This window comes from Clostridium sp. UBA2485, from assembly GCF_002341865.1.
Classification (GTDB): domain Bacteria; phylum Bacillota; class Clostridia; order Clostridiales; family Clostridiaceae; genus Clostridium_J.
In genome coordinates this window covers 1-23394 of record NZ_DDOV01000041.1, presented here as the reverse complement: position 1 = coordinate 23394, position 23394 = coordinate 1, and the positions used below count along the sequence as shown (strand labels likewise).

Annotated in this window: 21 protein-coding genes and 1 riboswitch; of the genes, 16 read left to right on the top strand and 5 right to left on the bottom strand. The window is 26.7% G+C overall.

The genetic code is table 11. The annotated features are described in order from the left end of the window. Positions 1–108: 108 nt before the first annotated feature. Together cax and B3603_RS07710 are read left to right on the top strand one after the other, a co-directional pair. The gene (cax, locus tag B3603_RS07715; RefSeq protein ID WP_291562829.1) at positions 109–1197 is read left to right on the top strand and encodes a calcium/proton exchanger; all 1089 of its coding nucleotides are present in this window, start codon (positions 109–111) and stop codon (positions 1195–1197) included. A gap of 67 nt (positions 1198–1264) precedes the next feature. After that, positions 1265–1594: a hypothetical protein gene (locus B3603_RS07710; protein WP_291562826.1), complete on the top strand. Its 330-nt coding sequence runs from the start codon at positions 1265–1267 to the stop codon at positions 1592–1594. Positions 1595–1742: 148 nt separating this feature from the next. On the opposite strand, the gene pssA is transcribed toward B3603_RS07710, so the two are convergent. Then, on the bottom strand, positions 1743–2255 hold the full coding sequence (gene pssA, locus B3603_RS07705; protein WP_039634007.1) for a CDP-diacylglycerol--serine O-phosphatidyltransferase: 513 nt from the start codon (positions 2253–2255) through the stop codon (positions 1743–1745). A gap of 224 nt (positions 2256–2479) precedes the next feature. Here pssA and B3603_RS07700 point away from each other — a divergent pair, with 224 nt between their 5' ends. The 3 genes from B3603_RS07700 to B3603_RS23210 all read left to right on the top strand — a co-directional run bounded on the left by B3603_RS07700 (position 2480) and on the right by B3603_RS23210 (position 4956). After that, positions 2480–2908 carry a CBS domain-containing protein gene (locus tag B3603_RS07700; RefSeq protein ID WP_291562821.1) on the top strand — a complete coding sequence of 143 codons (429 nt, stop codon included), beginning with the start codon at positions 2480–2482 and terminating at the stop codon, positions 2906–2908. A gap of 469 nt (positions 2909–3377) precedes the next feature. After that, positions 3378–4283, top strand: coding sequence for a YegS/Rv2252/BmrU family lipid kinase (locus B3603_RS07695; protein WP_291562817.1), 906 nt, complete (start codon positions 3378–3380; stop codon positions 4281–4283). A gap of 73 nt (positions 4284–4356) precedes the next feature. Continuing rightward, entirely contained in the window at positions 4357–4956 is a 600-nt protein-coding gene (locus B3603_RS23210; RefSeq protein WP_414632371.1) for a hypothetical protein, read from the top strand. 335 nt (positions 4957–5291) lie between these two features. Here the strand turns inward: B3603_RS23210 and B3603_RS07690 are convergent, their stop codons facing one another. Continuing rightward, positions 5292–7205 (bottom strand): YgiQ family radical SAM protein, encoded by a 1914-nt coding sequence (locus B3603_RS07690; protein WP_291562814.1) that lies wholly within the window; start codon positions 7203–7205, stop codon positions 5292–5294. A gap of 481 nt (positions 7206–7686) precedes the next feature. After that, entirely contained in the window at positions 7687–7923 is a 237-nt protein-coding gene (locus B3603_RS07685; protein ID WP_291562811.1) for a hypothetical protein, read from the bottom strand. A gap of 144 nt (positions 7924–8067) precedes the next feature. On the opposite strand from B3603_RS07685, the gene B3603_RS07680 reads away from it, so the two are divergent. The 3 genes from B3603_RS07680 (at position 8068) to B3603_RS07670 (ending at position 12205) form a co-directional block, all read left to right on the top strand. Next, the gene (locus B3603_RS07680; protein ID WP_291562808.1) at positions 8068–8595 is read left to right on the top strand and encodes an NfeD family protein; all 528 of its coding nucleotides are present in this window, start codon (positions 8068–8070) and stop codon (positions 8593–8595) included. A 27-nt stretch (positions 8596–8622) separates the two neighbouring features. Beyond that, complete coding sequence (locus B3603_RS07675; RefSeq protein WP_291562805.1) at positions 8623–10110, top strand: flotillin family protein; 1488 nt, start codon at positions 8623–8625, stop codon at positions 10108–10110. A gap of 439 nt (positions 10111–10549) precedes the next feature. Beyond that, a riboswitch (M-box (ykoK) riboswitch) is annotated at positions 10550–10715 on the top strand. Between the two features lie 227 nt (positions 10716–10942). Then, positions 10943–12205 carry a magnesium transporter gene (locus B3603_RS07670; RefSeq protein ID WP_291562802.1) on the top strand — a complete coding sequence of 421 codons (1263 nt, stop codon included), beginning with the start codon at positions 10943–10945 and terminating at the stop codon, positions 12203–12205. A gap of 246 nt (positions 12206–12451) precedes the next feature. Here B3603_RS07670 and asnA read toward each other — a convergent pair whose 3' ends face one another. Next, positions 12452–13456, bottom strand: coding sequence for an aspartate--ammonia ligase (gene asnA / locus B3603_RS07665; RefSeq protein ID WP_291562799.1), 1005 nt, complete (start codon positions 13454–13456; stop codon positions 12452–12454). A gap of 547 nt (positions 13457–14003) precedes the next feature. Next, positions 14004–15047: a M42 family metallopeptidase gene (locus B3603_RS07660; protein WP_291562796.1), complete on the bottom strand. Its 1044-nt coding sequence runs from the start codon at positions 15045–15047 to the stop codon at positions 14004–14006. A gap of 183 nt (positions 15048–15230) precedes the next feature. Here B3603_RS07660 and B3603_RS07655 point away from each other — a divergent pair, with 183 nt between their 5' ends. From B3603_RS07655 to B3603_RS07620, 8 genes are all read left to right on the top strand, one after another. Continuing rightward, positions 15231–16571 carry a VanW family protein gene (locus B3603_RS07655; protein ID WP_291562793.1) on the top strand — a complete coding sequence of 447 codons (1341 nt, stop codon included), beginning with the start codon at positions 15231–15233 and terminating at the stop codon, positions 16569–16571. A 106-nt stretch (positions 16572–16677) separates the two neighbouring features. After that, complete coding sequence (locus B3603_RS07650; RefSeq protein ID WP_291562788.1) at positions 16678–17136, top strand: hypothetical protein; 459 nt, start codon at positions 16678–16680, stop codon at positions 17134–17136. Between the two features lie 208 nt (positions 17137–17344). Continuing rightward, complete coding sequence (locus B3603_RS07645) at positions 17345–17542, top strand: hypothetical protein (RefSeq protein WP_291562787.1); 198 nt, start codon at positions 17345–17347, stop codon at positions 17540–17542. A gap of 165 nt (positions 17543–17707) precedes the next feature. After that, a complete protein-coding gene (locus B3603_RS07640) occupies positions 17708–17899 on the top strand; it encodes a hypothetical protein (RefSeq protein ID WP_291562783.1) in 192 nt (63 codons plus the stop codon). 202 nt (positions 17900–18101) lie between these two features. After that, positions 18102–18278, top strand: a complete 177-nt coding sequence (locus B3603_RS07635) for a hypothetical protein (RefSeq protein ID WP_291562780.1) — start codon at positions 18102–18104, stop codon at positions 18276–18278. Between the two features lie 361 nt (positions 18279–18639). Continuing rightward, positions 18640–19590, top strand: coding sequence for an AAA family ATPase (locus tag B3603_RS07630; protein ID WP_291562777.1), 951 nt, complete (start codon positions 18640–18642; stop codon positions 19588–19590). Continuing rightward, positions 19583–20746 carry a DUF58 domain-containing protein gene (locus B3603_RS07625; protein ID WP_291562774.1) on the top strand — a complete coding sequence of 388 codons (1164 nt, stop codon included), beginning with the start codon at positions 19583–19585 and terminating at the stop codon, positions 20744–20746. Before B3603_RS07630 ends, B3603_RS07625 begins: the two co-directional genes overlap by 8 nt. A 592-nt stretch (positions 20747–21338) precedes the next feature. After that, on the top strand, positions 21339–23099 hold the full coding sequence (locus B3603_RS07620; RefSeq protein ID WP_291562771.1) for a transglutaminase-like domain-containing protein: 1761 nt from the start codon (positions 21339–21341) through the stop codon (positions 23097–23099). Positions 23100–23394 lie beyond the last annotated feature (295 nt).

The following is a 23394-nucleotide window of genomic DNA, read 5'->3' as shown; positions in this document are numbered from 1 at the left end:
ATTGTCAATCGTCAATTCTCAATTGTAAAATTGAGAACCAATTTTACAAGTCACCTTTTGTCAGCATTTGAATAAAGTAGAAATAGGAAAAAGTCTAAGGAGGATAAAATGGAAGCAAAACATGGGAAAACAATAAACATGACAATATTTTTTAAATTTGTATTACCTATAATATTTTCTTTAATATTATTATTTATAAACACCTCCTCTAGTATTTTAAATACGGTACTTTATTCAATAGCAATGATACCTTTAGCAATAATGTTAGGAAACCAAACTTCGAATATGACCGAGTATATAGGTGAGAAAAAAGGGGGATTATTAGCAGCTACAGTGGGAAATATTCCTGAGCTTATGATGGGATTATGGTCAATTAAATATGGAATGATAGGCATGGCTAAAGCAGGGCTTATGGGTGCTGTTATAACTAACATGCTTTTAGGACTTGGACTTGCTGTTTTTTTTGGAGGGATACAGTTTAAAGAACAAAAATTTAGTAAAATGATAGCTAGAACAAATTTTCATTTGCTACTTTTAGCCATATCATCAATTATAATAATATCATCATTAAATAAATACGGAGTAATAAATGGTTCTAAAATGGTATCGGTCAGCGTAATTGTTTCTTGTTTATTAGTTGGAATATATATATTGGGACTTGTTTTCTCTTTATATACTCATAGAAATTTATTTGTAATTACTAAGGAGAGAGAGAATAGTGATTATAAAAAATTTGGAAAAGAAGCTTTTATAATACTGATTAGTATGGCTATAATTTCTAGTTTATTATATTTTGTTAGTGAAAAACTAATTTTTAACGTGAATAACATAGTTAAAAATTATAATATTTCTCAAGAATTTATAGGAATTATATTGATTCCACTTTTAGGTAGTTTTGGAGAAAATGCTACAAGTATAGTTTGTGCTGTAGATAATAAGATAGATTGTAGTCTTGAAACGGCAATAGGGTCAAGTATACAAATAGCGTTGTTTGTAACTCCATTATTAATAATTTCTTCTGCAATTATGGGATTGAATATGACTTTAGTATTTTCCACTTTTCAAATTATAATGCTTATCATTGCTGTGGCTATGTCTTACTTTGTATTTCAAGATGGTAAAACCTATTGGCTTGAGGGGGGAGTACTAACTGTAACCTATCTAATAATAACAATAGCTTATTATTATCTAGGTTAAAGTTAAGTGCATAAAAGCCTTTTAAAATTAATATATTAAATTATAATCAATAAATTATGGTGATAAAGTGGGACATAGAAGGGTAATTGAAACTTACTATAAAGATGTAAATAACTTAGTATTTTTATTGGAGAAACTAGTAGGATCATATAGATTATTAGTAGGGGGAGCAGATGAACTTAATAGAATAGCACTTGCTAAGAAAAGTGATGTTAAACATGCATTAAAAAGAGCAGATGATCTAGGCAAAATAATAGATGATGTTATAGAGGCATTAGATTGTGCAACTCATGATTGTACTTGTTATACTAAGATAAAAACTAATGTAGTTAAGAATACACTTAACACTCAATATATTCAAGCAGAAATTGAAGAAGATCTAAAGTTTAATGGATAGTTAGAGAGGCTAAATCATTTATTGTCAAGAAATTAAAGATAAATATGAGAAAAGTTGAAAAATAGAAATTCACAAATATTGGTGAGTTTTTTATTAAGTATATACTATAAATGGAAAAGTGGTAACATTTAGTCACCACTTTTCTTAATTATCTTTTTTTAATTTGTAGTTTACTAACCATAAGGTAAGAAAAAACTAACATAAGTATAACAGTTACAGTAACTCTAGGCTGCATATTTTCTGTAAAAATGGCATATATAGCCATAATGCTGCCTGCAATAGTTATAGGAATTCCTGTAAATACATTATTAAATTCTGAACTATTATAACGTGCTAATCTAAAAGCTCCAGCTACAGGGAATATTATAAGTGTACTATATCCAATAAATCCTAAATTTGATAATCTATAAAGCGTAAATATTAACATTGAAGGTGCAACACCAAAAGATACTAAGTCCGCTAGTGAGTCGAGTTCTTTACCAAGAGGGCTTGAGACACCTAGAAGTCTTGCAACAGTACCATCATATCGATCTAATACACCGGCAAGAAGTATTAATGCAGCTGCTACTTTAAAATTTTGTTGCATTGTAAATTGAATTGATAAAACTCCACAAATTAAATTACCAAATGTAAGTGAATTTGGTATAGATGATTTTTGCATGATATCACCTCTCGTCATTAACAAATTTCTATTAATATTGCTATGAATTTAGTATAAATAGACTATAAAGACAATGATTATTATACTATAGTTTGATAATTAATATAAGAGTATTAGGCGCTTTCTTAATGAAATTATAATAATTTTATAAGTTTTCCCTAATAAAACATGAAAATGTAAATATTCAGATTAATAAGTGGGTAAAATATGATAGAGGTGATATTATGAAAATTAATGACATTATGACTAAAGAAATTTTAAAAATAGACAGTAATGAGTCAATAAATAAGGCTGCAAAAATGATGAAAGAATATAATATTGGTGCAGTTCCAGTTTATGATAATGACAAGATAATAGGAATAATTACTGATAGGGATATTGTAGTTAGAGCAATAGCGGATGAAAAAAATTTGCAAAGCACTACTATTAGAGAGGTAATGACATCTAATCCTGTATGCTTAAATAGTGATGAAGCTGTAACGGAAGCTGCTCGAGTTATGAGTGAAAGACAAATTAGAAGAATAATAGTAAAGGATAATGAAGAAGTAAAAGGAATAGTATCATTAGGAGATTTAGCAGTTGAAAAAATTCCAAAAGAAGAGATTGGTGAAACTTTAAAAGAAATATCTACTCCATGTAGCCCTTCTTTTTAAAAGGTTTAGAACAATCAATAATTTTTCTACTAAATTCAAAAATTTATACCAAATAAAATATTAAGATATCTAAAAACAAATCAGTATGTTACTCTATTTTGTACATATTATTTTGTTAGAATTTCAGTGGAGTATTACTATGATAGAAAGTTAACTTTATGTCTAGTATATACATATTCAAAAAATAACTAGTCGCTATGTTTGTATATTTTTTAGCATACTGCGCTGTCAGAACTTCATGATAGCTGGGTTATCGTTGAAATTCATCTCCTTATCTAATGCAAAATATATGACTAGTTATTTTATTTCACATGGATAAAATAGACTAATATCTTTGAACTGTTATTTTTTTCAGAGACTTAATATAATGAACTGTGAACTATAAATCCATTGAAAATACCTTGTCTAAAAATACTATAGAGGTTACAATTATTAAATAATGTGTTATTTTTTAGTTAGGAGGAAAGTCATGAAAAAGGTTAAGTTTATATACAATCCTTATTCAGGTGAAAATGCAATTATAGATGATTTAGACAAGGTTATAAAAATACACCAAGAATATGGCTTTTTTGTAGAACCTTATAGGATAGAGAGAAATAAAAGTATAGAAGATGGATTTATAGGTATAAATGATAATTTTAAATATATATTAATTGCAGGTGGGGATGGTACTATTGATTCTGTAGTGAATCATATGAAAAAAAGAAATATAGATTTACCAATAGCAGTATTACCAGTAGGAACAGCTAATGATTTTGCAAAAAATATTATGGGAATGCCGCAGGATATAGAAAAGGCGTTAAGACAAATATTAGAAAGCAAAGTTAAATACTTAGATTTAGGAAAAATAAATGATAAATACTTTGTAAATGTGGCAAGTACAGGTATTTTTACTGATGTATCTCAGAAAACTGATACTAATATGAAGAATACCATGGGAAAATTAGCGTATTATATTAAGGGCTTAGAACAAATTCCCAATATAAGAAAACTTAAAGTGAAAATAACTTCTCCTAAGGTTAACTATGATGGACTCATGTATGCACTATTAGTTTTTAATGGTAAAACTGCAGGGAATATAAAATTAGCACAAAAGTCTGAAGCTGATGATGGACTTTTAGATGTAATTGTTATAAAAAGTGATGTAATAAAAAATGCTTTAAATAATTTATTTATAATAGCTACCAAAAGAGATATTTATGATATGGACGGTGTGCTATGCTTTAAAACAGATGAATTAATTATTGAATGTGATGAAGATATAGTAACAGATATTGATGGAGAAAAAGGACCAGATTTCCCTCTTTATATAAAATGTGAAAGAAGAGCACTTAAAGTATTAGGATATCTTAGGGAATGTAATTATTTGTCATAATTAATTAAAATAATAAATATATATTACTAAGAATAAGTGAAATGGAGACGATAACTTGGTAGGATATATTTATTTGGCATGCATATTGGGAATGATAATGCTAATCTATGAGGGAATTACTACTTCTATAAGTTATGCACCTGAGAAAATAAAGCATATAACAGTAATGGCCTTAATTCTAGTAGTATTAAGATATATTTCACTTTTACTCTTATATTTAAATCAAAGACCTTTATATATATACTTATTAAAGCCAATAATGTTTTTAGAAATAGTTTATTTGCCAATAATAGGATTTATATGTATTTATATTTTTTCTAGGAATGATAAGATTAAACTTAACTATTTTTACTTTATAAGTACTATATTTTTAGTGATTTATTTATTTATAGCAGTAAAAGCACCAATAAAAACAACTTTATCAGAATTATATGGATATACTATAATACTTGAAAAAGATTATAATATGTATTTAATATTGTGTATAATAAATACAATATATTTTGTTATGGGGATTAGAGCTTATGGATATAAATATTCAAATAAGTTAGGCTCATTATTAATACTAATATCTTCCTTATTGACACTTGCTTCAGTACTTTTAACAATAGTAGATATGAGATTTTTTGGAGTAAAGTTAGTTGGTGNNGGTTTATGGACTAAAAAAATTTAGACAAAATTATAAAAAAGGAGTCTTCTCAAAATAATTTTTAAAATCATCTGAAAAAATTGCTTCTTTTCTCTTTAAATTAAAGAAAACATTAAAATTTCATTGCTATCAGCAATGAAATTTTAATGTTTTTTATTTTTCAGGTAATAAAATAGAGATAACTTAAATATTTAGTCTTTTAAATTTAGGATGCACATTTTAAATAAAATTTTAATGACAAATTTTAATAAATAAATCCTATATGTTAAATGCTTTCTTTATATTTTTCTCTTTTTTTAAGCTTATAGTCTAATTAAAAAGAATACTCGCTAATACTTTTAAAAATGTCTAAAAGATTGTTACAATTTTTTAGAGCCTTTTGGTGATTTTAAGCTTTTTTTATTTTTATAAGATTTTTTACTCACATCTTGCTCTTTCACTTTATTTTTACCTTGATAACCTTGCTTTTTTATAGGTCTAGGAGCAATCAAATAATTTGGTCCAAATCCAATTAAGTCACTTCTATTTGCTTTAATTAGTGCATTTTTAACTAAGGTATGATTCTCAGGATTTTGAAACTGTAGAAGTGCCCTTTGCATACTTTTTTCTTTATGTTCTTTAGGTACATAAATCTCTTTTTCAGTTATAGGGTTTATACCAGTGTAATATATAGTAGTTGAAAGACTTCCAGGTGTTGGATAGAAATCCTGTACTTGTTCTGGCATATGTCCCATAGTTTTAATATATTCTGCAAGCTCAATAGCTGCGTTTATATCACTACCAGGATGACTAGACATTAAATATGGAATTACAAATTGATTTTTCCCTAATTTTTTATTTATGTCTGCATACTTTTTTTTAAAACTATCATAAACCTGCTTTTTAGGTTTACCCATTTGTGATAATACTTTATCACTTATATGTTCTGGGGCAACTTTAAGTTGTCCACTGATATGATGTTCACAAAGCTCATGAAAAAATTTTGTGTTTTTATCCTCCATTAAATAATCGTAGCGTATACCAGAACGAATAAATACTTTTTTTATTTTAGGAAGAGCCCTTACCTTTCTTAAAAGACTTAAATATTCGCTATGATCTGCAATTAAATTTTTGCAAGGAGTAGGGAACATACATTCTCTATCTTTACATACTCCATGTTTCAGTTGTTTTTTACAAGCTCTATGTCTAAAATTAGCAGTAGGTCCACCAATATCGTGAATATACCCTTTAAAATTACTATCTTCAGTTAAAAGTTTAGCTTCATCTATTATAGATTGCTGACTTCTATTTTGTATTACTCTTCCTTGGTGATATGTTAGAGCGCAAAAAGAACAACTTCCAAAGCAACCTCTATGGCTTGTAATTGAAAATTTAACCTCTTGTAATGCAGGAATTCCTCCCATAGGCTCATACATTGGATGATAGGTTCTTGTATATGGAAGATTATAAACTTTATCCATTTCTTCTTCTGTTAGTGGATGTTGAGGAGGGGTTTGTACCACATATCTATCACCATAGGGTTCAATTAAAGTTTTTCCCCATATAGAATCCTGCTCTTTTGAATAGAGCTTATAGCTTTTAGCATAGGCTTTTTTATTTGTAGAAACTTCTTTAAAAGAAGGAAGTAGAATGTAATCTTTAATATTGGAAATGTCTTTAGTTATATAAGATGTGCCTCTTACATGATGTAATCTTTCTACAGAACTTCCATAGCTTAAAAATTTAGCCACTTCTAATATAGGTCTTTCACCCATACCATATATTAGTAAATCTGCCTTAGAATCCATGAGAATACTTTTTCTAACCTTATCATCCCAATAGTCATAGTGAGCAAATCTCCTAAGACTAGCTTCAATACCACCAATAATTATTGGAACATTTTTATAGGCTTCTCTTGCTCTATTACTGTAAACAATAACTGCTCTATTTGGCCTATATCCTGATTTCCCACCAGGAGAGTATAGATCATCACTTCTTCTTTTCTTAAAAGCAGTGTAATGATTAACCATAGAATCAATATTACCAGAGTTTATTAAAAAACCATATTTAGGTTCTCCTAATCTTTTAAAATCATCAACATTATTCCAATTAGGTTGAGCTATTATTCCAACAGTATATCCTTCACTTTCTAAAACTCTTCCTATAATGGCTGTACCAAAGGAAGGATGGTCTATGTAAGCATCACCAGTGATAATAATGAAATCTAACTGTTCTATATCCCGCTTTTTCATATCTTCTTCATTTATAGGTAAAAATTCTGTATTTAATTTCATATAAATTCCTCCATAGAGATAGTATAATCTATTAATAATTATCTTTCGTTAATAATTTATTATAAAATATAAAAAATATTTAAATTTCAAGTGAAATTTAAAACATAGCCTAATATTAACACAAGTATTAAAAAATATGAATAACAATATATTCTTATAAATTATCTAAAATGAGGATAACCAAAGGAAAATCAATCATATAATGGTAATATACTACAAATATGAAGGGATTTTGGTTTAAAGGTAGAATTAGTTTTCATAATAGAGTTAATTATATTAATGAAATAAAAAATAAACATAAAAATATATTTTTTACTTAAAATTTGAAGTTATAAAATGTGATTTTATAACAAAATAATAAAATAAAATAAAATAACTAGTCAAATATGAGAAAACATTTATGTCATAATGACTAGTTATTTTTAAAATATGAACTATTACTTTTTTAAAGTTATAGTTATTATGGAAAATCACATTTTAATTACTTTCTAGGATCATCGTATTCATAATTTAATCCTTCAACTAAATCTTGAATAGAAGTATTGACATTATTAACTTGACCTTTAGTCGGAAGACCAGTATTGGAAATTTCATCCTTTAAATCCTTATCTTGACTAAGATTAGTTAAATTAGGATCTACATAATCATCAATTTTCATTTTAACATAAGGGACACCTTTAGGATTACTTACATCAAATTTTTCTCTTTCTTTATTCATTATATATCACTCCTTTACTTTAAGATTTTGATTTCTTATTTTAGTATGGGATGTATTGAGAAAATTATGTATGGATATTTATATAAGGCTATGTTATAAACTCAAATTGATATTATTATGTAATATTTTAGAAGGGTGATGTGAATGGCATTTGAAATATATAAAAAAGGATTTATATTTTGTATTTTATATGTAGGTCTTATGTTTATATTAGGAGGAATTTTCGATGGGTTTAATCTAGAAGGAGCAGATCTACCCAACGATTTATTAGCAAATATTATGCATATTAATGGAACTTGTATAATGGCTTTTTTAACGGTTTTTAGTGGTTGTGGTATGTATTTAAGTGAAAAGCATTTCAAATGGTATTATACATTAGCGATATCTATAGCTTTAGGATTAGCAACATCTAAAATTATTAATAAATTTATAATAAAGCCACTTAAGAAAATAGAAGGAAGCTTTGATATGAAGACAGAAAACTTAATTGGCGAAAAGGCAGTAGTTACTACAACAATATATGAAAATGGTTTTGGACGAATATCTTATGTATATAATGGAGTTAAAATGACTTCACCAGCTAAAGAAATAAACTTAAAGCAATTAGATGTAAATACTCTAGTATGTATAAAAAAAATTGAAAATCAAGTATTTTATGTGGAAAAATTATAAAATTATTAATATAAAGGAGCAATAATCATGAATTCACCTTTTTTTATTCCTCTTATAATTTTAGGAGTATTATTATTACTAATCTTATTATTATTTTCACTATGGAAGAGAGTGCCTCAAGATAAGGCTTTGGTAGTAACTGGTCTTAAGAAGAGAGTAATTAGCGGAGCAGGAGGATTTGTTTTTCCTCTACTAGAAAGAACTGATATTATATCCTTAGAAAATATGAAAATTGATGTAAGAACTGACGGAGCTTTAACAGAGCAAGGTGTTGGAATAATAGCAGATGGAGTGGCTATTGTTAAAGTTAAATCTACAGCAGAATCTATTTTATCGGCAATAGAGCAATTTAATACTGGTAACGAAGCTAATACCATAGTAAACATTAAAGATACAGCAAAGGATGTACTTGAAGGTAAATTAAGGGAAATTATTTCAAAGCTAACAGTTGAAGAAATATATAAAGATAGAGAAAAATTTGTTTCTCGAGTTCAAGAAGTTGCAGCTGTAGATTTGGCAGAGTTAGGATTAGAAATTAAAGCTTTTACTATTAAGGATCTATCCGATAATGATAACTATTTAGTTAATTTAGGTCGCCCAAGGGTTGCTCAAGTTAAAAGAGATGCTGATATTGCACAGGCAGAGGCACAAAAAGAAACTCATGTAAAAACTTCTCAAGCTTATAGAGAAGGAGAGGCAGCTAAAATACTTGCAGAAACTCAAATTGCAGAATCTAACAAAGAAAAAGAATTAAAGGTTCAAGCTTATAGGAAAGAGCAAGAAAGTGCAAAGGCTGTATCAGATCTCGCATATCAAATTGAAAGTAACAAGGTTCAAAAAGAAGTTACAGAAACACAAATGCAAGTCGAAATATTAAGAAAACAAAAAGAAAGAGAACTTGCTGATGAAAATATGAAGATAGAGCTTGTTAAGAAGGAAAGAGAAATAGAAATTGCTACTCAAGAATCTTTAAGAAAGGAAAGAGAGCTTGAAGCAACCATTAAAAAACAAGCAGATGCTAATAAATACAAACAAGAAAAAGAGGCAGAAGCAGTTAAATTTAAAGAAATTGCTGATGCTGAAGCTAGAGCAAGGGCCATAGAGCTTGAAGGTAAGGCTAAAGCAGAAGCATTAAAACTTCAAGGTATGGCAGAAGTAGATATTATACGAGAAAAAGGACGTGCAGAGGCGGAAGCAATGATGAAAAAAGCAGAAGCTTTTAAAATGTATAATGATGCTGCAGTTACCCAAATGATAATAGATAAGCTACCAGATATAGCAAAAGCAGTTGCGGATCCATTATCAAAAACTGAGAAAATTGTTATTATAGATAGTGGAGAGGGAAGTGGAAAAGGAGCTTCAAAAGTTACTAAGTATGTAACTGATATAATGAGTTCTCTTCCTGAAACCGTTAATGCATTAACTGGAGTAAATATAAATGATTTATTTAAAAGCAAAACTGAGGAAATACAAAATAAGGATGAAAAAGTAGAGCATAAAGAGATAGAAAAATAAAATAAAGTGGTGACTAATTCACCACTCTATTTTATAGATAAACTACTTTTAAAATTAATGTATAGCTGAATATAGCTACACTCTTAAGGATTTTAATTCACAATTCACGATGCACAATGCACAATTATGGATATTTCTCAGCAAAGGCTGAGAAATTTAGAATTGATTATTCCTTGAAATTACAAGGCAACTTTTCATGAATGATTAGCAATTACATTGCTAGTCAAAGAGTACATTAAAGAAATTATTTTGCCTAAAAATAATTTCAACCTTAATTGTGCATTGTGAATTTTGAATTGTGCATTGATTAATCAACAATATTATTAATTTTTCATCAAAATCTTATTAAATTAGCTACTGATAGGGTTACATTTAAAGCTATTTATTGTATAATATAGGAGAAGGTATTTTATATGCTTTAATTAAGTTAAACAATTTAAATAATTAACGTTAGGTGAGGCTCCTATATAGATATACGCTACTGCCCCGAAACATCGAGAGATGCCAATGGGTTAACAGGTACTACCGAATCAAGGTTTTACTTAATGTAGCTGGCATAATGTCAAAGCTATATAGTGCTAAAGCTCAAACATAGTTTTATGGCTAGAGATCTCACTTTATTTAAGTGAGTTTTTTATTGTGTATAAATATATTTTCTATAAGAAAAATTTTAATATAAATTTATTTTAGGTGGTGAGTTTGAATGGAAAGTGGCCCTCGAATTAGAGAGTCAAAGTTAAAATTAAATAAGTTCCAGAGAAATATTTATGATTTAATAGCTTTCTGTTCAAAAAGATAATTAGATATTTCTCTGGTAAAAGGAGGAGTATCTATGAAAAAACTAAATGAATTCTTTTTAAGCAATATTTTAAATGCCTATATTTATGATGAATTAGATGATAATATAGGTAAATTAATAGATATATATGTAACTACAGAATCAGGATATCCAAGGGCTATAGGATACAAGATTAAGAAAGGTAAGGAATTGTTAAACTTTGAATTTAGAAATATAGATATCTATAAAGAAAAATCAACTTATATGGTAAAGATTATAGGAGCAAAAGATATTATCCCTAGGAGGTACTCCTATCTATTATCTAAAAATCTTTTAGATAAACAAATTGTGGATATTAATGGTAAAAAAGTTATTAAAGTTAATGATTTAAAGATGATAAAGACAGCAGGAGAAATAAGAGTTTTAGAAGTGGAATCTGGATTACTATCTTTATCACGAAGATTTGGAATGGAAAGTCTAGTCAAAGGATTTTGTAGATTTGTAAATAAGGAAGTAAAAGATGATTCTATAACTTGGGAAAGTGTTCAATCTATAGAAATGATTGACGATAGGTTAAGACTTAGTGAACCATATAAGAAGCTTACAGAACTTCATCCTGTAGAACTTGCAGAAATTGTTGAGGGATTATCTTCAGAGGATAGAAGAAAAATATTTGAAAGCTTAAGAAATGATTTTGCAGCAGATACATTAGAGGAATTAGAAACGGAAACCCAAATAGATATTTTAAAAAATCTTAGTAGTGGAAAGGCAAAGGAAATATTAGATGTTATGCCTAATGACGAAATTGCTGATATTTTAGAAGACATGGATGATGAAACTAAGGAGAATTTATTAATAAATATTGATGATGAAGATGAGCTAGAGATAAGGGATCTTATGGAATATGAAGATGAAATGGTAGGTAGCATAATGAACACTGACTTCATTTCTCTAAATATTGATATAACTGCTAGTGAAACCATTGATATTTTAAGAGCACTAAAGCCAGACGACGAGGTTGCACATTACATTTATATAGTAGATCAGAATGAAAAACTTCAAGGTTTTATATCTTTAAGAGATTTAATTTTAGCAGATCCCAATTCAAAATTAAAATCTATAATGAATACAAAAGTTTTACTAGTAAAAGATAGTGATGACATAGAAAAAGCTGTTCAACTTTCAGTAAAATATGAACTCTATTCATTACCAGTAGTAGATGAGGAAGAGAAATTATGTGGTGTGGCAGTGATGAGTGATATTATTGAAGAATTATTAACACCTAGCTGGAAGAGAAAACTTAAAAAATCAAGTTAATATATAGTTTCATAATATAAAGATGTATGTTATGAAACTATATATTTATGAAAAATCGTGACTTTTAGTCACGATTTTTTTAACTCACAGAAGAGTATAAAAAATTAGAATTATTATAATAGCCATAGAGAACAGATATAAAAATAATTTAAAACTATCATGATGTAAATTACTACATGATAGTTTTAAAAGGATAATTTATAGTTCTCTAAAGATATATTTTTTAATAGAAATAATAAATACTTTTTACAATAAGTGTATATTGTGTTTTTTACATTCATCTATCATATCTAAAGGCCAAATTGAGGATTGTACTTCACCAATATGTATCTTGTTTAAAAAATACATACACATTCTAGATTGACCTATACCTCCACCGATGGTATAAGGAAGTTCATCCTTAAGTATTGAACTATGAAATTGAAAATTTCTTTTAAAATCTGAGTTTGTAACTTTAAGTTGATGATTTAAAGCGGCACTATCTACTCTTATACCCATAGAAGAAAGCTCTAAACCTTCCTCAAGTAATGGATTCCAAAAGATTATATCGCCGTTTAATTCCCAGTCATCATAGTCAGCTGCACGATTATCATGTTTTTTTCCTGAAGCCAATTCTTTTCCTATTCCAGTGATAAAAATTGTACCATACTCTTTAGAAGCAAGATTTTCTCTTTCCTTAGATGACAAATTAGGATACTCATCTTCTAGTTCTTGAGAAGTAATAAAGGTTATTTTAGACGGAAGTTTTTTACCTAAATGAGGATATTTTTCAAAAAGGTAGTCTTCTGTATTTTGAAACACGGAATAAATACTTTCTACAGTATTTTTTAGATAGTCTAAATTTCTTGAAGATTTATCTATAACTTTTTCCCAATCCCATTGATCTACATAGATAGAGTGAATATTATCTAAATGCTCATCTCTTCTAATTGCATTCATATTAGTATAAAGGCCTTCTTCCACTTGAAAATCATATTCATGAAGTGCAAGCCGTTTCCACTTTGCAAGAGACTGGACTATTTCTAATTCTTCACCAGTATGAAGTATGTCAAAAGAAACAGGTCTTTCAACTCCATTTAAGGTATCATTAAGTCCTGATGATTTTCTTACAAATAGTGGTGCTGAAACTCTAGAAAGATTAAGAGTTTTAGCTAAATTTTTTTCATAAAATACTTTTATTTCCTTGATTGCCTTTTGAGTTTCCTTAATAGTCATTGATGGAATGTAAGGAGTTTTGCTTAAGCTAATCATAGAAACACCCCCTTTAATTGTAATATCATAATTTAAAATGCCAAAGATGTAAAGCTTATTAACAAAAAATATATAATATTCATTATTTGTTTTAAATTTATCAAAGTAAATATATATACCAGTTCCAAATTTAATCTATGAATTTATAAAATTGTGCTATTAAATTATTTAAGTTTACATTAATATGAAATTGAGAATTNNTAATTTCCACCATAATTCTTCATTCTTCATTCTTAATTTTTAATTCATAGAAAGGAATTTTTGTTATGGAAATTCAAACTATGTATAAGTTAAATTTTTATTGTGGAACCCTATATTGCTTTCACATTTAATCTATGCATTTATTATAATTATGTTATTTAATTATTTTAATTTCTACCGTATATTTTTACTAGTAATACAACTGCTAGTTTTTTTGGGGGAAGTTACTGCGTAACTTCAAAAACAAATCAATTCTAAATTTCTCAGCTTTTGCTGAGAAATATCCTCAATTGTGAATTTTGCATTGTGAATTGAAAAAGTCGTGATACAATTACCACGACTTTTACTATTTAACTTCTTCTTGAATATATTTAACTATTAAATCAACTGTAGCTAAAACAGAATCAATATGGGTTCTCTCATATCCATGAGAAGCGAATATTCCAGCCCCAATTAATGCAGTTTTAATATCATAGCCCGCTCTTAATGCTGCAGAAGCATCAGAACCATAGTTAGGATATACATCAATTCTATAATCTATATTATGAATTTTGCAAAGTTCAGTTAATCTTACTCTTAATTCTACGTCATAAGGACCAGAAGAATCTTTAGCAGCTATACAGCAGGCATATTCTGTAGAATTTTGTTCAAGTCCAGGGCACCCCATATCAACAGCGATAAATTCTTTTGTATTTTCAGGTATTGAAGAAGAAGCTCCATGCCCTATTTCTTCATAGTTACTTATAAATATGTTTATTGTATGAGGAAGCTCTATTTTATTTTCTACAATATACTTTAATGTGTATAATAATATTCCTACACTAGCTTTGTCATCTAAGTGTCTTGATTTTATAAATCCACTTTCAGTAAACCTAGTTCTTGTATCAAAGCATATAAAATCTCCAATTTCAATTCCTAAATTTTCAACATCTTCTTTAGAAGATACTTTCTCGTCTAGAATTACTTCCATATTTTCAGCAGATCTTTTTAAATCTCTAGCTTCTGAACCGCTAATGTGAACAGATGGTTTTATAGTCTGAATTGTACCTTCAAAGGTTTTGCCATAAACAGTTTCAATAGTGCAATTTTCACCTTCAATTGATGTCATCATATATCCACCTAGTGGAGTTAAAGATAGTTTCCCATTGCTTTTTATACCACTAACCATAGCTCCTAAAGTATCTACATGAGCAGATAAGGTTTTTTGGTATTCATTGTTTTTACCTTTTATTGTAGCGATAAGTGCACCTTTATTTGTAGTTTTATATTCTATATTTAATTTGTCTAGTTCACTTTTTATATAACTCATTATTTTTGTAGAATATCCAGATGGACTTGGTATTAATAATATATTTTTTAGATAATTTTTAATTTCGTCTATATTGTACATAATAACACCCCTTAATTGTAATATATGTATTTAATGCCATTTATTAATAGTATCATTGTTTTTAATAGTATCATAAGGAAATAAAAAAATCTATGTTTTGTTATATATAAAAAACTATTTTTCTATTTTGTTTATGCTTAATCTATAAATACATTCATATAATTAATTATGGAGGTGTATTATGTGAAGAATAAAATACTATCAACAACATTAATTATAGTTCTTTTTTTACTCTGTGGAATTTTATCTTTTAGTTTTTTTATGATAAGAAAATATAATAAATTAATATATCCTAATGTACATGTTGAAAATATTCCTGTGTATGATTTAGAGATAGAAAAAAGTAAGGTAATTCTACATAAAGATTTGGAAGAAAAAATATATAACAAAACATTAGATATATTAGTAGAAGATGAAATATATAGGACAGATTATATGGAGTTAGGGGTTAAATTCAATGTTGATAAGGCACTAAATGAAGCTTTTGCCTATGGTAGAGATTTTAATATATTTAAGAAGATGTTCATTATTACTAAACCAAACTATATAAATATTAAAGTTGAATTGACTTTTAGTGAACAAGCTGTAGAGGGTATTATAGCTAAAATTGAGAGCCAAACAGATGTAAAAGCTGTTGATAGTAAAATTAAACTAATTAATAATGGAGAGTTTCAAATATCAGATGAAATAAAAGGTAAAAAATTAGATAGGGATTTATTAAAAAAAGAAATAGTTAAAAATATAAATACTAATATAGATACAAGCAACATAATTATTCATGCTACCATTAATGAAATTAATCCAAAGCGTACCAGAGAAGAGCTTTCGAAGATTAATACCAGCATAACTAGTGGTAGTACTAATTTTAATAGTTCTTCTAGTGAGAGATCAAACAATATAAGGTTAGCTACTAATGCAATCGATGGTACAGTAATAATGCCAGGTGAAATTTTCAGTTTTAATAATATTGTAGGTGAAAGAACCTATAGTAAGGGATATGAGAAAGCTTCTGTAATTATGGGGGATGAGTTTATAGATGGCCTAGGTGGAGGAATTTGTCAAGTTTCTACTACACTTTATAATGCAGTTCTAAGGTCTGAATTAGAAGTAGTAGAGAGAAAACCACATAGTCTTTATATTACCTATGTACCTTTAGGACAAGATGCCACTGTGAATTATGGTACCACAGATTTAAAATTTAAAAACAATTTACCCTATCCCATATATATTCATGGATATACTAAAAATAATAACTTATCTTTTGATATATACTCTAATAACAAGATGAAAAAGAAAAGCTATAAAATTGAAAGTGAAATTTCAGAAGTTTTAAAGCCTATGGATAAAATAAAATATGATAATAACCTTCAAAAAGGAAGAAGATACGTAGAAAAGGTAGGCAAAAATGGATATATAGTTAATGTTTATAAATATATTTATGAGGATGGGGAAGTAGTAGAAAAAAAGCTTGTCTCAAAGGATAAATATAAAGCAACAGATAATAGGGTTAGAGTAGGAATTTAATAAATCTCTAAGGAATTTCTTAGAGATTTTTAATTTTGTTGTAATTATAACTATGTTATAATTACATAGCGCAGAAGCCAAGAGGGAAGGGTGAGGTGCATATATAATGAGAATGGTTATATTGATGGTAATAGTGTTAATTATTTTAATATCAACAGTATTATATTTAAAGTTATCTATTAAAAAAAATAGAAATAAGAGTGTAATATTTAAAAGTGATACCATATATATTGGGGGATATGATGGAATAGATCAAGATAAAGATTGCAATTTTGTAGTTTACTGCAATAAATTATGCCTTAATATAGATGAAAATATTGAAAAAGTTTATGACCTTATAAATATTAAAGAATGTAAAATAATAAAAAAAAATGAATTAATAGAAGCTTTAGATAAAAAGCAAATAACTTTGCTGAATAAAATTGACTATGATAAATTAATAGAAAATAAATATATATTATTTAATATAGAAGAAAAAGAGGAGAAAAATACAATAATATTTACTGCTAGTTATCCTGAATTTATTGTTAGTACAATACATGGGATTATGGAAGAAGAAATTTAATATACAAATAACAAATACTATATTTATATAGCAACATTATATAAAAGTTTAAATATACTCTAAAGAATAAAATATTATGTAAGTTTATACAATTTTTTAGAAAAAATGCACATTTATATGTAAATTTAAGAACATTTTCTTTTTTTTAAAATATATTGATATTAGAATATGAAAAGAAAACTTATGTTTATAAAAGTTGGTGTTATAAATGTGGTGTTGTAATGAATTACTTTTATTGATTTTATTATTAATATTACTAGATGATGAAAATTGCTGTAGACCAAAGTATAAGATTAAAGTAGATAATGGTGAGTGTAAATCCTGTAATAAATGTAATAATGACGAAAATGATTGTGGAAATATAATTATATATTCACATAAGGTTAATATCTTTAATAAAGTATAAATACCTTTAAATACTTAATCTTCAATGGAGTAGGTAACCAATGTGAATATTGATATGGCTACATGTTATTATAAAAATTAAAAAATAAATACTATCAATATATTACTAAGATTTACACACTGTATTGAAGTTGAATTTAAAAAATGTGTATAAGAGGTGCATAATATGAGTGATATAAACAAAGAAATACTAGGTGAAAAAGAATTATTAGAAGAAGAATTACTTGGAGAAAATACAGATAAGAGATTAGAAGCAAACCATGGATCCTCACATAAACATGAATGTAACTCAAATTGTGGAGTAACAAAGATTTACACTAAAAGTGTTAACATTTGGATAAACGGTTGTGGAAATTAAAATAAAAAATTAACTAAAAATGCTCTAAATTNNAATTTAGAGCATTTTTAGTTAAAAAAGACTAAAAAGTCTCCAAGAAATAATTAGTGAGTATTTTATTGTATTTTTCCCCACATGTAAAGTAACAAAGAATTGGAATACTTCATAATACATAATATATAAATAAACAATTATTATGTTGATTTTATAAGGAGTGAAAGACTTGGCAAAATATAATGATAATAGTATTTTGTTAAAGAGTATTAATATATATAAAATAGAAAAAATTGAAGCTTCAAAAGATTTAATGGAGCTTTATAATATAAATGTTAGTGAGCACAATAGAAAAGATTGTTATTATACTCTTCAAAGTAATTCATTAGGAGAGGTTCTAAAATAAAATTAAGTAATTTTTAAGAAAAGTGAAAATTCACTTTTCTTTTTTAGTAATTCGAAAAAATTAACTAAAAAAATATTCACCTTCGTATAAAAAAGAACTAATATTATCTGTTAGCAATTATGAAGTTAAATCTTAAAAAGAATGATTATATTAAAATTACTTTTATATTAGAAATATTTAAATTAAATTTAAGCTATCAATAAATAGTGTATATTATCCAAAAATAACTTAAATAACCATATGGCAAGTTTAATTTTTATAGTATAATTATGTAATAGCTTAAGTACTTTGAACACAAAATCAATAAGAATATGATATGATTTACATAAATCAGAATTTTTTGCTTATTGGGGGTATGATTATGAACAGAGAAATTGAGCTAATTGAAAGTATAGTAAATAATATTGAAAAAGTAATTATAGGAAAGAAAAATGAAATTTATAATATAATGAAAGGCATTTTAGCTGATGGCCATATACTAATTGAAGATGTACCAGGGGTAGGAAAAACGACATTAGTGAAAGCATTAACTAAAACTTTAAATTTAACTTATAGCAGAATTCAATTCACACCAGATTTATTACCATCGGATATTATAGGTGTGTCTATATATAATCCTAAAAACCATGAATTTGAGTTTAAGAAAGGACCAGTATTTGCTAATATTATATTAGGAGATGAAATAAATAGAACTTCGCCTAAAACTCAATCAGCACTATTAGAGGTTATGGAGGAAAAGCAAGTTTCAGAAGGAATAACAACTTACATTTTAGAAAAACCATTCATTGTTATGGCAACTCAAAACCCTATAGAATATGAAGGTACTTTCCCATTACCAGAGGCGCAACTTGATAGATTTATGATAAAAGTTAAAATGGGTTATCCAAGTGAAAAAGATGAAGCATCTATATTAGATATATATAGAAAAGAAAATCCACTGGAAACTCTAGAATCTATTATAACTCGAGAAGAAATTTTGATGCTTCAAGATAAGGTTAGAGAAGTTTATATAAACGAAGAATTAAATGAGTATATAGTAAATATAGTAAATGCTACTAGACATAACAAAAGTTTAATCTTAGGGGCAAGTATAAGAGCATCATTAAGTCTTCAAAGAATTGCACAAGCTACTGCATTAATTAAAGGCAGAAATTATGTAATTCCTGAAGATATAAAGGAAAATGCTAAATTGGTTTTATGTCATAGAATTCTATTAAGCCCTAGCACAAGAGCTAGCAGAGTTGATTCTGAACAAATTGTTTCTGAAATATTAAGAACTATACCAGTACCAAAGGTGAAAAAATATGATTAAAGTTAATATTAAATTTATATTACTTACCATTGTTTCCTTTATTTTTGCTAAGATTTCAGGTGGAAATCTTCCTTATAGTATTTTTTATTCCGTATTTATAATGCTTATAATATCTATATTATATCTGTATTTATCATTACAATATGTTCAATGCAGAATAAAGCATAATGAAGCAGAGTATAGTGTTGGTGATGAAGATGAGTTTTCACTAATTGTTAGCAATAGAAGTTTTATTCCTATACCATATATTGAAACAGTAAATGATACATTTTCTAATTTAATTAAGATATATAAGGGAGATGTATTTTTTCTTCAACTAAATAGTGATAAATGGATTAAAAAAAACATTGCTTTTAGTAAAAGAGGAATATATGATTTTGGGGTAACAACAATTAAGATAACAGATTTATTTAATATAATAACTTTTAATAAGAATATAAATCATAAGCTAGGAGTAAAGGTATATCCTAAAATTTATAATATAAAGTTTTTTCAACTTGGCGGTAGTGAAAAGCTAGAAAACTTATTGAGTAGTGATAGTAAAGTAGAAGATTTAACATTAATTAAAGATATAAGACAATATAGAATAGGAGATAGTCTTAAAAGAGTTCATTGGAAGATTAGTGCTAAACAAGGAGAGTTATATGTAAAAAATTATGATTATATTTCAGGTACTCAATGTAATTTGTTTTTAAATATGAAGAAAATAGATTTTACCAATAAAGAGGAGGAATCGAAAGAGGAATTTATGATTGATTTCACTGCCTCTCTATTAAAAAAATTTGTAAACTTAGGGGTAAAATCAAAAATATATATAAATAATTTTGAGAATAAAAGGTTTGAAGTGGAAAACTCCATGGACTTTAGTGGAGTTATGGAGTATTTTTTATTTCACAATAGTGATGGAGAAGGAGATTTTGTAGACTTTATAAATAGTAGTTTAAACTCCTTAGGAGGGAAAAGTTTTTTAGGTATAATTACCTGTAATTTAACTTCTACATTGAAAGATGAACTTTTACATTTAAAAAGCGTAGGTTATAATGTTAATTTATTTTATTACAATAATTCTTTAGGAGTAATGGAAGATATTAATTTTCTTACAGGTACAGGAATTAACTGCTATGATTTTAAAGAAATTATAAAAAATAGCTTATAGCTAATTAAGAGATCAGGTGAGCTTATGAGTAGGATAAAGGAAGAATTAATAGCAATACTATTAGTATTTATTAATCTAGTAGTGACTATAAAAATATTAATAGAAAGTTTTAAAATAGTTGGATTTAATTATAAATTTATATTAATGCTATTTTTAATAGGTGTAATTTTATATGAATTCTATTCTAAAGTATTAAATAAAGTTAGGTATAGAATAGTATTTACCTTTATTTTGTTAGCATTTGGAGTAATTTATGGATATAAAAATAAGGAGTTAGTAATTAACTTTTTTCAAAATGTTATTATTAAAAATGCGTTACAGATAAATAAACAGCTTTTAGAAAATAGTACAACTTATTTTTCTCAATATGTAGAGATATTTTTGATAATTCTACCTATTTTAGTTTCATTATTAATTTATATAACTTATAAGAAAAATAAAAGTATAATATTATTAAATTTTATATTTGTAGTAAGTTTTTGGTATTTACGTTATAGCCAAATAATAATAAACAATCTTTATTATTNNATTTGTAACTATAATAACTTTTATTGTAGGCAATTATTTAAAGTTAGCAAAAAGATATAAAAATATGGAATTAAAAATTAATTTAGATATAAAAAAGATAATTCCATATGCATTAATCATAACTTTTTTAATCATAAAGGTTATATCAGCATTACCACAACACTATAGTGGCATGAATTTAAGTAATTATGGAGAATTTTTAAATAATACCTTTGCAAAAACAAGTGATGGTAGAGAAAATGCATTAAATGGTGAATTCACTATAAATTCTTCTGGTTATAGTAATAGTGAAAAAAAGTTAGGTGGTCCTATTACTTTAAATAAACAGGAGGTATTTAGAGTAAAATCTCCAAAGCCATACTATTTAAAGGGGAGTGTAAAGGAATATTATACTGGAAATTCTTGGACTACAGTAGATAAGAATCTTGGTAAAAAGGATAAAAATTTTAAATTTGAAAATTCATATATAAAAAGACGAGACATGGGAGTTGGAGCTTCTTTAGGAAGTGTTAGAATTACTCCTACAAAAAAATTTAATACCACAAGTTTTTTTACTCCTAATATGGGAATTGATATAAAAGGTGATTACAATGACATTTATTATAATAAAATTCCAACATTTTTATCAAGAACAGATGTAACTAAACCCTATGATGCTGTTTATTACATATACAATGGACCTTATGGTGATGTGGTAGAAACTGTAGAAAGTATGATAAATAATAAAGGGGATATTAGATATGCCCATGAATTTAATTATTATAATTTTTCTATAAGAGATTTTGAAGCAGATGAAAGACTTCATATCGTTGATGAAATTTCTAAATTAAGTTATGAAATGCAAAGAGCCATGTATGACGATTATATAAAATATATGCGAATTCCAAGTAGTGTGCCTTCAGAAGTCTATGATTTAACTAATCAAATAGTTGGAGAGAATAATACGGTTATTGAAAAAGCAAGAAGCATAAGAAATTATTTAAGTGAGAACTATCCTTATACTTTAAAAGTTTCTAATGTACCTATGAATTCAGACTTTGTTAATTATTTTTTATTTGAAGAGAAGAAAGGATATTGTACTTATTTTGCTAGTGCAACCACTATTATGTGCAGAATTGCTGGAATACCAGCACGATATGTAGAAGGGTTTAAAACTCCTAATAATATTGATGAAAATGGTGAGTATATTGTAACTAATGGTGAAGCACATGCTTGGTGTGAAATTTTAATAGATCCTAGTAGAGATATATGGGCAGTAGTAGATCCTTCTCCTACACCTACTGAGTTTGAAGAGGAAAATGTAGCTGAGGATAAGGAAAAAGAAGAAAAATCTTTAGAAAATGACAATAAGAAAAATAAAAATACAGCACCTAATAGGAATAAATTTAATAGAGAAGATGAGGAAGAAAACTGGGACTTAGAATTAAACTCTAAAGATGATGACATATTTAAATATTTATCTTTAATAGTTACAATAGTATTATATATATTAATTAGAATAGCTAGTTTTTATAGAAAAAGAAATAAAATAATATCTAGTAAAAGTGTAATTCCGCTTTATCAATATTACTTAAGAAGATTAGAAGCTATAAGAATTATCAAGAATAAAGAAATAGGAGATTTAGAATTTGTAAACAGTATAAAAGATCCTAGCTTAAAGGATAAATTAAATACTTTAGTGACTCTTTCTTATGAAGAATTTTACGGTAACAAAATTGAAAATACCTCAATAGAAAGATTAGAATACTTTAATTTTATAGAAGAGTATATTAAGAATAAGGATAATAGGATAAACTATATAATGAAGAAGTATTTTGGATTATAATAAGTAATGATATTGAGGGTTTATTAAATATGTATAGGACCAAGTCTACCACTACAAATTTGCTAATATGGTAAACTTGGCCTTCTTAAATAGAGCTATATAGGGATGTAATACTAAAACCTAATATATACTCTGAAAAATAAATTTTCTATAAAAATAGATTAACCCCTTAGAAATTAAGGATTAATAATTAAAAATAAAAAATTTATGATGAAATTCACTGTTAGTGAATTTCTAAAATAAGGTTTATTTTAAAAAACTCCAAAGGCTTTGACGATGGAGTTTTAACCATAAT

Excerpts from the sequence above, each read along its gene's own strand:
- B3603_RS07620 (WP_291562771.1), top strand. The coding sequence starts at position 21,339 with ATGGAATTAAAAATTAATTTAGATATAAAAAAGATAATTCCATATGCA.
- B3603_RS07675 (WP_291562805.1), top strand. The coding sequence starts at position 8,623 with ATGAATTCACCTTTTTTTATTCCTCTTATAATTTTAGGAGTATTATTA.
- B3603_RS07640 (WP_291562783.1), top strand. The coding sequence starts at position 17,708 with ATGAGTGATATAAACAAAGAAATACTAGGTGAAAAAGAATTATTAGAA.
- B3603_RS07670 (WP_291562802.1), top strand. The coding sequence starts at position 10,943 with ATGAAAAAACTAAATGAATTCTTTTTAAGCAATATTTTAAATGCCTAT.
- B3603_RS07700 (WP_291562821.1), top strand. The coding sequence starts at position 2,480 with ATGAAAATTAATGACATTATGACTAAAGAAATTTTAAAAATAGACAGT.
- asnA (WP_291562799.1), bottom strand. The coding sequence starts at position 13,456 with ATGATTAGCTTAAGCAAAACTCCTTACATTCCATCAATGACTATTAAG.
- B3603_RS07650 (WP_291562788.1), top strand. The coding sequence starts at position 16,678 with ATGAGAATGGTTATATTGATGGTAATAGTGTTAATTATTTTAATATCA.
- B3603_RS07630 (WP_291562777.1), top strand. The coding sequence starts at position 18,640 with ATGAACAGAGAAATTGAGCTAATTGAAAGTATAGTAAATAATATTGAA.
- B3603_RS07690 (WP_291562814.1), bottom strand. The coding sequence starts at position 7,205 with ATGAAATTAAATACAGAATTTTTACCTATAAATGAAGAAGATATGAAA.
- B3603_RS07685 (WP_291562811.1), bottom strand. The coding sequence starts at position 7,923 with ATGAATAAAGAAAGAGAAAAATTTGATGTAAGTAATCCTAAAGGTGTC.
- B3603_RS07680 (WP_291562808.1), top strand. The coding sequence starts at position 8,068 with ATGGCATTTGAAATATATAAAAAAGGATTTATATTTTGTATTTTATAT.
- B3603_RS07625 (WP_291562774.1), top strand. The coding sequence starts at position 19,583 with ATGATTAAAGTTAATATTAAATTTATATTACTTACCATTGTTTCCTTT.
- cax (WP_291562829.1), top strand. The coding sequence starts at position 109 with ATGGAAGCAAAACATGGGAAAACAATAAACATGACAATATTTTTTAAA.
- pssA (WP_039634007.1), bottom strand. The coding sequence starts at position 2,255 with ATGCAAAAATCATCTATACCAAATTCACTTACATTTGGTAATTTAATT.
- B3603_RS07660 (WP_291562796.1), bottom strand. The coding sequence starts at position 15,047 with ATGTACAATATAGACGAAATTAAAAATTATCTAAAAAATATATTATTA.
- B3603_RS07695 (WP_291562817.1), top strand. The coding sequence starts at position 3,378 with ATGAAAAAGGTTAAGTTTATATACAATCCTTATTCAGGTGAAAATGCA.
- B3603_RS07645 (WP_291562787.1), top strand. The coding sequence starts at position 17,345 with ATGTGGTGTTGTAATGAATTACTTTTATTGATTTTATTATTAATATTA.